Here is a 12,711-nt window from a genome sequence, read left to right as displayed (position 1 = left end):
CCTCTGTACACCAACATCTGAGACCTCAGATTCAGTTAACTCTTGCATACGATAGACCCATATGGGTGAGGTGCCACTTTATACCGCCCAACGATTTTTGGGTCATTATAGTAGACACTTGCTTCTTTTACATCAACGATCAATCGGTCTCTATCTAAGATGAGTCGCGTCTTAACTGGTGATTTTATACCCGCAAACTCATGCGTTAAACTAATTTTTTTAAACGATCCCCTAATAAATAGACGACAAAAATTAACTCATTCGAATTTAAGCGATTATCTATCAAAAATCGTTCTCTTGTCTCTAGCTCATTTGTTTCAAAAATCCCCACGTCCCATATAGAGCCAGTAGTTCAATGTGTTGTCATCCGATTTAATCGATACATGATCTAAAACGACCTGTTTTTAGTCGGCAGTTAAATCAGCTAAATTGATGCTTGATACCGCAAGGATATAGTTAGCCGATTTATTCAAGGCTTTTGGTTCATACTTTTCTATAAAAAAAGCACCTTAAAAGGCGCTCACTTTTAAAATCCAAAACTTTGCGCATCTTGTGCATCACGTTCAGCAATCGTATCAGCATATCTCGTCAACTGCTGGTTAATATCCGAAAGTAAGTCCTCAAATTTTTGAACGTTTACATACAGCTGGTTGTATTGTTCAAGGTAGGCTTCAAACGCTGCACCTTTCCATTCTTGGGCTATCGTATCGTTCATACGGTTCACATTTTGAATTGCTAGCTCAATCTCTTCCTTTGAACGCATATAGACTTGTGCTTGTTCTTTTAGTTCTTCTGGGGTTACACTAATTTGTGCCATGATGGTCTCCTTAATATCTATACATCAAAAGTGTTATATTATATATACCGACATTTTAACAAACTAAAAGGAAGTTGTCAAGTAATTTAATTAACTTTTCCCGTTTTTTTGCTTCCCAAAAAATAAAATTTAAAAACAAAAAAACCAAGTATACAATACCTGATTTTTAAAGATTTATAATAGCTATTTCTGGCGCTTAATGACGGATGAAAGGATTGGTCAACGCACTACTTTCAATAACCGTCACATCTGTTTTGAAGGCGCTAAGTACTTGTGCTACTTTTTTGATAAACAAGACTTCAATATGATGGCCAGGATCTATAGCAGTCAAGCCAGAAGATAACATGTCGTGTGCCGTATGATAATAGATATCTCCAGTGACATAGACATCCGCCTTTTTTGCCAAGGCATCTGGATAAAATTTACCACCGCTTCCCCCACAGATGGCGACACGCTTAATGATTTTGCTTAGCGATTGATCATAAGACACGATTGTTAGTCCCGTCAGCTCGAAACGTGCCTTCAGGTTATCAGCAAACACTGCTAAAGTCTGTGGTTGAATATTCCCTACTCTACCAAGACCAAAATCTGTCAGTTCCTCAACCTCTGTCATCTCTAACACCTCGCAGAAGTAATCATTTAATCCGCCAGACACGATATCGATGTTGGTATGACTCGTATAGACCGCGATCCCTGCACGTGCCAAATCTAAAATAATTTTTTGTTGCGTATCTTGATCGGTCAGATTATCAAGGGGCCTAAAGATGACCGGATGTTTTGCCAAAATCACATCCACTTGTTTATCGATGGCTTCTTGAACTGTCTGCTCACGTATATCTAAGGCGACCATCACTGTTTTGATCTCTTTATCAAGCGTGCCAAGTTGAAGACCTACTGGATCATCTGCCATAGCTAGCGCCTTAGGGCAGTAGGCTTCATATTGACTGAAAAACTCACTTGCTAACATCTAACACCTCTTCAATCTTAGCAATCTTGTCCAAAAATTCCTGTCGCTTATCTGTAGCTGATACAGGTATCTGCGAAAGAATCGCCTGATGAGCTCGTAATTCGGATTGCCATTTCAGACGAAAAACCTCTGATTTTTCTTGCCTTAAGATCGGACCAAACCGTAAGTCATCTTGTGATAGTTGGATTAATGTCTTGCTAGGAGATGCGACAATAATTTCATATAGTTTATCATTTTCTATCAAAATCGTCTCATGGGAGATCTGAAACTGATGCGTTTGTAACCAATTTCTTAAATACCATTCACCATTATTAGGCTGTAAAATTAATCTTGATATCTGTTCTAGTTTTTCTTGACCCTCGCCCAAAATATCCGCGATCAAATGACCACCCATACCTGCGATCGTAATCGTATCTACACCATCTATCTCAGGATCAAATGCTGCTAAACCACTCGCAAGGCGGACTGTAATGCTATCAGATAAGCCAAATTCTGCGACATTTGACTTGGCACTATCGTATGGCCCTTGGACAACTTCCCCTGCAATCGCGCTTTTAATCCGCCCCGTCCTGACTAAATGAATCGGCAAATAAGCATGATCACTACCAATATCGAGTAGTACAGCATCTTGTGGGACAAATTCACCTACCTCTTGTAGGCGAATTGATAATTTTTCATATTTCATTTTGAACTTAGTTTTCCTCCAAAGTGACAATAAGGTAGCACCGGACATGCCATACATTTTGGTGCACGTGCTGTGCAATGATAGCGGCCAAAAAAGATGAGGCGATGATGGGTAGTTACCCATTCCTCTTCTGGTACGACCTTCATTAACTTTTCTTCAACTTTTGTAACTGTAGCAGACTGTTTGACAAGTTGTAGACGCTTTGAAATCCGCTCAACATGCGTATCAACCGCTATGCCTGGAATACCAAATGCATCGCCCAGCACAACATTAGCCGTTTTACGGCCAACACCAGGTAAGGTCTGTAACAAGGCCTTATCTTGCGGAATTTGACCTCCAAAATCTTCTTCTATCATGATCGCCGTTCTGATGATATTTTTAGCCTTACTCCGGTAAAGCCCAATCGTCTTGATTAAACGTTCAACATCAGAAACAGCGGCTTGCGCCAAACTTTTACTATCCGGATAGGCAGCAAATAAGGCTGGTGTCGCTTTATTGACCCCCTTATCTGTTGCCTGAGCTGATAAAATCACGGCAATCAGTAATTGAAATGGTGTATCTGAAGTCAATTCACCATGTGCTTCAGGAAACATGTCTGCGATGATCTCAAGTACTTCTGTAAATCTTTTTTTACTCAGCACGATCATACCCCCACATTTTACGTAGACTATCTACAGAATTAAAATAATCTTCTGAAAGTGGTGCGCTATCTGACTTCTGCCCCCCCTTGATTATCTCACGTTCTTCTCGGTTATCTTCGATGTCACGCGCCGTCACGATGCCATCACTACGCCAATTCCTTAAAATCGCACGGATGTAAGGCAAAGAAACCTTGCGATTTAATGCTGCTTCTCGCAAAGCTTGTAAGATTAAGGTTGCGTCAAATTTATCCTCAGATAGCCATTTCTGTAGTTCTTCTATATTAATCGGCGTTAAGCCACCAGGCATTTCAGGTTCAAAAGCTGCAATTAGTTTTGAAATATCAGATACTTCAGCTACTGCTTCAACCAGACTAGTATCAGCTTCAGCCGCTAATATCGCATCCAGCTTGGCAAAGGCAGGTCGGGTATCAAATCGCATCTCGCCAGTTGTCTCATCAAACTCCGCGTTTAAGACATCTGCCTCTCCCAGACGCGTAATCAGCTGGTTAACATCAGCTGTTGTCAGATGCAAGGTCGCAGCAATTTGACTGGGTGCAAGCGACTCGTCTCCGTAAAAATACAACCAAACATTAAAACTAGAAAGGCTAGGAAAAATAGCTAAAAGATGGGTCAATATTGCTTGTGGCAGCACAACATTTTCTTTAAATTGATCATAATAAGTCATAGCTCTAGTTTAACATATTTCATTTAGTTAGTCTTTAATATCTGACTAGTACGCGGTCAAATTATATAAATACAAATCAGCGATGCTATAGATAAGAGATACTATCTCGGTATTGCCATATCTGGATGGGGAATTTAATCCTAGCAAGCTATTTTTGACTGTCATTAGCATAGGCCGCTTAACCCTGGTCATGCGATTTACTGTCATTTATAGCCTCTCTTTCTGTAAAGCATCGATAAAGCACCTAACATAATAGCACTCCAAATTAGCGTAACACTGACTTGTTTCGGTGTATATCTAGCAAAGGAAAAGGAATCTTCCAAAAATGATAAAGGGATGTAATTAATTAAATATGAAGTAAACTCAAAACTACTTAATACATTCATGAGAGCAATAGCAATCTTCAATATCAAAAATATAGCGATAAAGGCATGAAGTGTACGCTTGATTAAAAATATAATTAGACTACCTAACGCAAACAAAAATATGCTATAGGTAACATATGCTAATAGTAACTGTCCAAAAACAATACCTAAGTTAACTTCTAGTTGATTAAATATAAGCTGATCAAAAAGCAATACTAAAAAGGACAAGCTAGCCGTTAATATGGCGAGGACAAGTATTACTGCTAATTTTCTAACAATAATTTCCCAATGACTTCTACCGCATATGCGAATGCTATTTATCGTTCTATAATTAAATTCTTTACCAAATAGCTGAACAGACATATAAATTAGTAGATAGTTTGAGAACATAGAAAACATGGCATAGACATTATCAACACGGAATCCGCCTGATAAATAAGATCTTGAAAAAATAATGCTAAATCCTGAAAGCAAAGATAAGAACCACAAGACAACTGTTGTCAGACTGAGCAAGTCTTGCTTAAGGAAGATGATTTTAAATCTATTTTTCATCAAAATAAACCTCACTCAATTTTATTTTCTCTTTTTCAATCAAGATATGGTGGGCTTTCAAAAAAGACTCAATCGCGACAACATCCGACACAATGATATCTCTTTTATTTTGTTCAAATTCAAATGCCCCTTTTTCTAGTAACTGGACCAAGTTTTTTTGACTAATATCAAAACTATATATTTTATAACGCAAGTATTTACCTGTATCTAAAGTTGTGATTTTCTGATGCCTTAGTAAAATATGTTTCGTACAGATTACTTCAAGATTTTGCAAGATGTGACTCGAAATAATAAACGTAATTCCTTTTTCTCTAGCCAACCTTTTAATTAAGTTTAACAATTCTAAAATACCCGTAGGATCCAAACCATTTGTAGGTTCATCTAAAAGAATAAAAGTCTCAGAGCAAATTAAGGCAACGAATAAACCAATCCGCTGCTTCATCCCCATAGATAGTTTCGACACTTTTTTATTGAGATAAGATTCAACATTTAAAATCGTTTTATAGTCATCTATAACCCCCTGAGGTCTATTATATAAGTTACAAAAAAAGTGTAAGTTTGATAGAACAGTCATATTAGGATATAAAGTAGGATTTTCAATGAGGACACCTATCGTTTCTGAGTTAACGGTAATATCGCCACTATAGTCGGGTAAGATACCTGATATTAATTTCATTAGCGTTGTTTTACCTGCACCATTATCGCCAATTAATCCGACAATATCTCCAGCATTTACCTGTAAATTACAGTTTTTAAGGACATAATGATCATTATATCTAAAACTTAAATCCTTTATCGTTAATAGTGTCATACTAGCTCCGTATCCTTATATTATTTGTAGTGATAACTTCTAGAAAATAGACTTCCCCTCAAAGACAAGCTCAGGTAAAGAATTTTATCGTATAGAATACCTTATTTTAGAAGTAAACTTATTTAGACTTCCCAAACGAAATCAACCACTGAATCATAATCCCACCAGCAATCAAAAGCAAAACATAATTTATAGGTGAATCGATAACCTGTCTTATTTCAGAAAATGTTTCTCCTATCCTGATAAAAAAGTATAGTAAGCCATAAAGGAAAAATAAGTGTATTTTTGAACATTGTTTTTTTACCGTGCAGGAAAGGATTACATATAGCATGACTGTATCCCATAAATCTCTTGCTATATACAAATTAAACACCATCGTACAATCGGTTATCATTTCCTTAAGCATATCTAGCATTAAAACGAGAGATAGCATTGCTACGAAATTAGCTAACATGCGACAATAAATTTGCTTCACAGTGTCCTCCATCTCAATCGTGTTTTTCTGATTTCCGGATTTCTAACTTAAATTTTTTTCAATAATTCAGTTCAAGACTGCTATAAATCATAAACCGATAAATGATTAAGCAAGGGATAATAGAAAATATTAAGTTGTCACGAAAATTTGTTGTTAAGCCCTTTAAAATACCAACATTAAATTGATAAGTAAAAAAATAGATTTCGATTGATAAGATAACTTCCCAAATATGCCACATACTTTTAAACTCAATTTTAAACGTATCACAATTATAGACTTTCCTAAATGATTGATAAGTTTGTCCTTTTCTCATGGCTAAATATGCTATCACGAATCCTATTATAAAAGACGGATCTTTAAGTTGAAGATTTAAAAATCTATGCATCAAACTAAGTGTTGTGATGATAATAATCAAGTAATTTATTCTTTTTGTCGTCATTATCTGCCTCCTATATCTACTATTTCTACAGCTACACCAATCAGTTGATCAACAGCTACTTCCCCCAGCCGCTGTCATATAGGATCCTTTAAAATGTGTGATCAAAGGTCCGCATGTTTGGATACCTGTGTTCAACTTTTACAATTCTCTTGATTGCTAATAACAGCCAAAAGAGATGAGAATTGATATACATTATCATTTTATCATGCGAATCAAGTATACTTAAAAAGTCGCGTATTGAGAACAATTATTAAGTAATTGTTCTCAATACGCGACTCCTCTAATTAACTATCTTTTGTTGCTAGATAGTTCTTACTTCTCTTTATATGCATAATCTGTAGTAGCTGACAGTAACTTGATCAATTTTTTGGCTAACTGTTGGGCATCTAACATCATGAGACAGTCAATACTGGCTGCCATATCAAGAACTAGTTGCGGCTCGTTTGTTTGCTTAAAGGCTAGGAGCATTTTTAAGAACTGATACCGCAGCCAATCCGTCAGCCACCGTTCATGCATGAGTGTTTTTAACTGGTGACTAAAATAGTGTGCGTAGGCAAGTTCATCATGCACAATCATGTAGGCAAATACATGTAGACTGATTCGTCTGATAATGTGTTGATTTAAGACGAGTTCTGAATAAAACGCTGTGCGTTCGATCATTTCTTTAGCCAACCAGTAGATATCCCCGACATCAAGTATCTCGATGCAAAAGCCAAAGATAGCAAGCTCAAATTCTGTCCACTCATCGATGCTCGTCAAGTAGTCACCAACAAGTTTAACTTCTCTTAGTGTCACTTGATTATGACCGGTCATTTCCTTTATCACACTCTTAATCATGACATTTTGAAGTGCGTCATGACTACTTTGTGGTGCTTTAAGCAGTAAACGATGGGCACCTGCCACATCCTCACTTTCCTGAATCTCAATCAGCCTAGCAGTTAATATTTGTATGGGGGACGCATGATAGTTATTCAAGGCATAGAAAAACTCATTTGCTGACATGTTTATCCCTTGAATAGCTAACAGTAAACTGCTAGCAGACAGCATGTGCTTGCCATTTTCAAAATTTGAAATTTGAGATTTGCTTAAGCCCTTGGTCGCAACATGATCTTGCGTATAGCCACGACTGCTTCGCTGTGTCGCATAAAATTCACCTAAGTCAGTCAACTTTTGTTTATCCATAGATACCCTCTCATCATATACAGGGCATACATATCTTAGGTCTATCGACTGTTTCCTGCACCTCTAGTATAACACACGAAGATTATATATTCTGCTAAATTACATAAAAACATTGTTGTTCGACAATATAATCTAACGATTGATTAACTCTAAATAAAAATGCACAAGCAACTACTGCTTGTGTAAAAATGATGGCTATTTCATGTTTAACCTACTTAATAAGACGTATTATCAGTCTACCTTATTTTGTAATAGGTCAATCGCTTGTCTAGTCAATTGTAGTTTCTCATAGCTCTGCTCAAAATGTTCAGAGACGTACATATAGAAAAGAATATCCACCACATAAAGTTGTGCCATGAGACTCATGGTAGCCGCTGTCCTCATCTGGTAATCCTCACCCGATAATGAGTGGAGGATATAGGTTGACAACTGTCCTAAGCTTGTATCCGACTTAGACGTTATCCCGATAACCGGCACTGCCATCTCCCTAGCAACACTTGCAAGGTCAATCACTTCTTTGGTTTCACCCTTCATGGAAATGCCGATAAAGGCTGCCGAATCTTTTTCTATCGACATAGCGGAGACTAAAAGATGGGTATCTTGGATGAACTTAACTTGTTTACCAATCCTGTTGAATTTTTGAGAGATATCTTGGGCAACGATTGCAGATGCCCCAATACCATAGACAAAGATCACACTTACCTGATCAATACAGGATACAACAGCACCAATCATTTCATCTGAAAGTCCAGTGTTGGTTGTTTCGACCATGTGATTAATTCGGACTTTTAATTTATTTTTAATAGACGAGGGCGTTTCCGCATCACTTACTTCTTCATAGTAGGCTTTATTATCAGCATGTATGGCGTAAGCAACGCTTAACTTTTGTTTCAACTGAGAAAAACCGTCATAACCAAGTGTCCTAGCAAATCTGACGAGTGATGCAGATGAACTACCGATCTCTTGCGCAGCCTCTTGTACACTTTTTTCTAGGATAGTTTCACCAGATTTAAAAATATAGTCAGCTATTTTTTTTTCGACAGTTGTTAGTGTCGCATATTTTCCTCTGATTAGCAGTAAAGTATCCATCTCGTCTCCATTTCTCTCGTTCTAATTATAGCAAAGAGGCTGGCATAAACCAACCTCTTGTTTGATTAACTCTCTATGGTAAGGATTAAATCACCTTTACTCACTTGATTGTTTGGTGCTATCTTAACTGCTTTATAACTACTTGAATTCGTCACAACAATAGGTGTGAGCACAGACAAACCGGCTGCTTTTATTTTGTCTAAATCAACACGCAGCATAAGATCACCTTTGTGGACACGATCATTTTGTTTTACAAAGCTTTCAAATCCCTCTCCATTTAAGGAAACTGTATCCATCCCGATATGAATTAAGATTTCAACACCGTCATCGCTTGTTACGCCAATCGCATGCTTTGTCGGAAAAACACTTGTCACAACACCATCGACAGGAGATAGAACTTGACCGTCCGTTGGTTCAATCGCAATGCCTTGTCCTAACATACCACTAGAAAAAACATCATCTGCTATCGTCGACAGGTCTTTAGCGTGACCTGTCAGTGGTGAGTATATAGTCGACGTTGTAAAGTTAGGTGTCGTGACAACACGTAATGTTGGTTGCAAGGTCTCCATCTGAACTTTTTCGCCATAATGGTCTGCTTTTGCCTTAGCATCTTTTGGAATGCCAAATAGATAAGTCGCAATAAAGCCACCAATATAGGCACCTAATAAACCTAATAGATAGATCCACCATCTACCATTTGCGATAAGTGGTAGTAAGGCAACACCTGAAGGGCCAATCGCGATAGACCCAACGTGTCCAAGTGTCCCGATAATCGCACCACCGATACCACCACCAATACAGGCTGTCACAAAGGGACGGCCTAACGGTAGCGTAATCCCATAAATTAATGGCTCGCCAATGCCTAAAATACCGACTGGCAAGGCACCTTTTACACGCTCTACAAATTCTTTATCTTTTCTTAATTTTATCCAAAGGGCAATTGCAGCACCGACTTGTCCTGCACCTGCCATGGCAAGTATCGGTAAAAGTTGGGTAGAACCAGTTTTCGCAATCATTTCCAAGTGAATCGGTGTCAAAACTTGATGCAAGCCAAACATGACCATAGGTAAGAATAACGCCCCTAAAATAAAGCCTGAGAACCCACCGCCGACTTGGAGAACCATGTTAATGGCACCGACTAAACTAGAGGAAATAACACCTGCAATCGGCATGATCACAAAAATCTCAGCAAAGCCAATCACGAGTAAGGCAATGGTTGGTGTGACAATGATATCAATCGAATCTGGAATCACTTTACGGAGTTGTTTTTCAATAATAGACAGCAACCAGACAGCAAAGATGACACCAATAATCCCACCTTGACCAGCTGCAAGGGCTGAGCCGTTAAAGACATTTTTAAGGGGTGCCTCAGGGTTCATACCCGTTAGGAGAGACACTGCACCGATAACACCACCCAAGGCTGGTGTTGCACCAAATTCTTGGGCTGCGTTCATCCCAACGTAAAGCGCTAAGTAGCTAAAAATCCCTGCTTGGATAATCTTAAGCACTGTGATAAATTGTAACCATGTCCCAGCATCAAGCGTACCTGATGTTACCAGGTTGCCTAAAACTGAAGCTAAGCCACCAATTAGGCCAGCCCCAACAAAGGCTGGAATCAGTGGGACAAAAATCTTAGAAATGGTGTTGAGTATGGCTTTAAATTTAGATGGTTTATTATATTTTTCTTTTGCATCCGCTTTTGTCTTGGCCATCAACTCATCAATGGATTGCTCACCACTACTTGGAAAGCTTTCACCTAGTCTGACGCCAACTATACTAACCATTTCTTGGGCTACTTTATTGACAGTACCAGGACCGATAACAACTTGCAAGGTCTCATCTTTAACAATCCCCATGACACCCTCAATTGCTTTAAGGCTATCAAAATTAACTTTTGACTCATCTATAATACTCATACGCACACGCGTCATACAATGCACTAATTTGCTGACATTTTGTGTGCCACCAACCTGCTCATAAATCTCTCTTGCAATACGACTGATTTTTTCTTCTGCCATTTTTCCCTCTCCTATTTATCTTTAGAATTAACTAAGTGTCTTGCCAACAAAGCCATTTGCTTTAACTAACTTCTTTCTTCCCTCTTCAGCGTTAGACCCTGTCAGTATCATGACAATGGCAAGCTTAACATCTTGATCTGCCTCATAGAATGTCACTTCTGCTAGTTCATAACGACAGTCAGTCGCTTGCATGATGATGCGTTTACTGCGTTCAACTAATTTTTTATTAGTTGGTTTAACATCTACCATCAGGTTGTGATAAACCTTCCCAATCCCAATCATAGCAATGGTTGAAATCATATTTAGGATTAATTTTTGAGCCGTACCAGATTTTAGACGGGTAGACCCTGTCAAAAATTCAGGTCCACAATCGACTTCTATCGGTAGGGCAGCATGTTGTGAAATTTCAGCATTTGGATTACATGATAGACTTGCAGTTGTTGCACCAACAGAGGTAGCATAGTCTAATCCGCCGATAACATACGGTGTTCTACCACTTGCGGCAATCCCAACAACGATATCATTTTCAGATAAATCCAAATCAATCAAATCTTGTTTACCTAGTGATAAACTATCCTCAGCACCCTCTACGGCTAAGGTCATTGCCTTGTCACCTCCAGCGATTAAGCCAACGACTTGGGATGCGGGGACACCGAAAGTTGGGACACACTCAGCTGCATCAAGTACGCCCAAACGACCACTTGTGCCAGCACCCATGTAAATAAGTCGTCCGCCTTTGTTAAAGGCTGCTATTGTTGCAGTCGCAACTTTCTCAATTTGCGGTAAGGCTAAGGCTACAGATTCTGCGACCCCTTTATCTTCTTGATTCATCTTTGTCAATGCTTCATGCACACTCATTTGGTCAAGATTAGTGGTTGCTAAATTTCTACGTTCTGTTGTCAGTGTTGATAAATCAATCATTTATTTTCTCTTTTTCTATTATAAATTTTTGTCCAGGACCAATGAATGGTAGTAACGCTAGGTCATCAGCTATGACATGACCAACCCTATTTACCTTCAGATCGGCAGCTAAATCACGTTTGACAACTTGTATCTCTCCCATGTAACGCCCATAATTACAGTTATCAATCGTAAGCGCACCTACTGATCTCACTACCGTATTTTCTGGAGTAATTTGTGGTATCTTTCTAAATCTAGCATCAGCACTTCTGATGACATCTCTAGCACAATCTTGTCGATTGACATGATTACCCGCGACATAAGTGAAATCAGTTGTTTCTGCTACTGCTCTTAATCTAATTGTTTGATCCTGAATAAAGCGAGCACACTGTAGCCTCGTTTCCACTTTTAAGCCCCCATCACCGATATAGATATGATCTACTGACATGCTTTTCATATCTATTAACCCAGCTAGTGGATGAAGGAAACGATGTGCTTCCAAAGTGGGTAAGGTTTGATATAAAGGCTGTCTAAGATGACTATCTCCTGGAACAAATGCCATCACATTAAAGCCATTTTGCTTTAAAAATCGATTTTTGTCTACAAAAACTTCTCGATCCAGACCAGTTTCAGGTCTAGGATAATAATTATGCCAGGCTTCGAGATGGTTAAAGTTTGCCTGCATTTCTCTTAGCTCATCTATATCTGATTGCGTTATTGTGCTTGCATTCAAGCTGACCGTTATGACTTGACTAACCTTGGCTATCGTTTCATTACTGATATGATAATCCATTCTTAGTCCTGTAACACCTATTGCTGTTAATTGGTCGATATTGTCGAAAGAGAAACCTGATTTTGCTAGGGCATCTCCAGAAATATCAACCATTAATTTTAACTGATTAGCTTGTGCAAGACGACCTAATGCGACTAATCTCTCTTTATAAAGCTGTGTATCATCTTCTGGAATATGCATTGATGTGAAAATACCTTCAAACCCACAACGCGCCATTTTGTCAATATATGACCTAACTTGATCATCTAAATCAGTGTTCATAAAAATTGAGAAACCGTACATCTTTGCCTCC

At 38.4% G+C, this 12,711-nt stretch carries 14 protein-coding genes; all 14 read right to left on the bottom strand.

Annotation, left to right across the window (positions count from 1 at the left end):
• Nucleotides 1-526: 526 nt before the first annotated feature.
• The 14 genes from RU86_RS10380 to RU86_RS10315 all read right to left on the bottom strand — a co-directional run bounded on the left by RU86_RS10380 (nt 527) and on the right by RU86_RS10315 (nt 12,701).
• Nucleotides 527-817 carry a WXG100 family type VII secretion target gene (locus RU86_RS10380; protein ID WP_096815240.1) on the bottom strand — a complete coding sequence of 97 codons (291 nt, stop codon included), beginning with the start codon at nt 815-817 and terminating at the stop codon, nt 527-529.
• A 196-nt stretch (nt 818-1,013) separates the two neighbouring features.
• Nucleotides 1,014-1,784, bottom strand: a complete 771-nt coding sequence (locus RU86_RS10375) for a Nif3-like dinuclear metal center hexameric protein (RefSeq protein WP_096815239.1) — start codon at nt 1,782-1,784, stop codon at nt 1,014-1,016.
• Complete coding sequence (locus tag RU86_RS10370; RefSeq protein WP_096815238.1) at nt 1,771-2,469, bottom strand: tRNA (adenine(22)-N(1))-methyltransferase; 699 nt, start codon at nt 2,467-2,469, stop codon at nt 1,771-1,773. Before RU86_RS10370 ends, RU86_RS10375 begins: the two co-directional genes overlap by 14 nt.
• Nucleotides 2,466-3,110, bottom strand: coding sequence for an endonuclease III (gene nth, locus RU86_RS10365; RefSeq protein ID WP_096815244.1), 645 nt, complete (start codon nt 3,108-3,110; stop codon nt 2,466-2,468). Before nth ends, RU86_RS10370 begins: the two co-directional genes overlap by 4 nt.
• Complete coding sequence (locus RU86_RS10360; protein WP_096815237.1) at nt 3,100-3,795, bottom strand: DnaD domain-containing protein; 696 nt, start codon at nt 3,793-3,795, stop codon at nt 3,100-3,102. Before RU86_RS10360 ends, nth begins: the two co-directional genes overlap by 11 nt.
• A gap of 203 nt (nt 3,796-3,998) precedes the next feature.
• Complete coding sequence (locus RU86_RS10355; RefSeq protein WP_096815236.1) at nt 3,999-4,712, bottom strand: ABC transporter permease; 714 nt, start codon at nt 4,710-4,712, stop codon at nt 3,999-4,001.
• Nucleotides 4,702-5,523: an ABC transporter ATP-binding protein gene (locus RU86_RS10350; RefSeq protein ID WP_096815234.1), complete on the bottom strand. Its 822-nt coding sequence runs from the start codon at nt 5,521-5,523 to the stop codon at nt 4,702-4,704. Before RU86_RS10350 ends, RU86_RS10355 begins: the two co-directional genes overlap by 11 nt.
• Nucleotides 5,524-5,641: 118 nt before the next feature.
• Nucleotides 5,642-5,998, bottom strand: coding sequence for a hypothetical protein (locus RU86_RS10345; protein WP_096815233.1), 357 nt, complete (start codon nt 5,996-5,998; stop codon nt 5,642-5,644).
• 58 nt (nt 5,999-6,056) lie between these two features.
• Nucleotides 6,057-6,437, bottom strand: a complete 381-nt coding sequence (locus tag RU86_RS10340) for a hypothetical protein (protein WP_096815232.1) — start codon at nt 6,435-6,437, stop codon at nt 6,057-6,059.
• Nucleotides 6,438-6,749: 312 nt separating this feature from the next.
• Nucleotides 6,750-7,619: a helix-turn-helix domain-containing protein gene (locus RU86_RS10335; RefSeq protein ID WP_096815230.1), complete on the bottom strand. Its 870-nt coding sequence runs from the start codon at nt 7,617-7,619 to the stop codon at nt 6,750-6,752.
• 231 nt (nt 7,620-7,850) lie between these two features.
• On the bottom strand, nt 7,851-8,708 hold the full coding sequence (locus RU86_RS10330) for a MurR/RpiR family transcriptional regulator (RefSeq protein WP_096815229.1): 858 nt from the start codon (nt 8,706-8,708) through the stop codon (nt 7,851-7,853).
• Nucleotides 8,709-8,773: 65 nt separating this feature from the next.
• A complete protein-coding gene (locus RU86_RS10325; protein WP_096815228.1) occupies nt 8,774-10,726 on the bottom strand; it encodes a glucose PTS transporter subunit IIA in 1,953 nt (650 codons plus the stop codon).
• A 27-nt stretch (nt 10,727-10,753) separates the two neighbouring features.
• A complete protein-coding gene (murQ, locus tag RU86_RS10320; RefSeq protein WP_096815227.1) occupies nt 10,754-11,647 on the bottom strand; it encodes an N-acetylmuramic acid 6-phosphate etherase in 894 nt (297 codons plus the stop codon).
• Complete coding sequence (locus RU86_RS10315; RefSeq protein WP_096815225.1) at nt 11,640-12,701, bottom strand: DUF871 domain-containing protein; 1,062 nt, start codon at nt 12,699-12,701, stop codon at nt 11,640-11,642. Before RU86_RS10315 ends, murQ begins: the two co-directional genes overlap by 8 nt.
• Nucleotides 12,702-12,711: the final 10 nt, after the last annotated feature.

The sequence above is a fragment of the Pseudolactococcus piscium genome, from assembly GCF_002441695.1.
In the GTDB taxonomy this organism is placed as follows: Bacteria; Bacillota; Bacilli; order Lactobacillales; family Streptococcaceae; genus Pseudolactococcus; species Pseudolactococcus piscium.
This window is presented reverse-complemented; position numbering and strand designations above follow the sequence as displayed.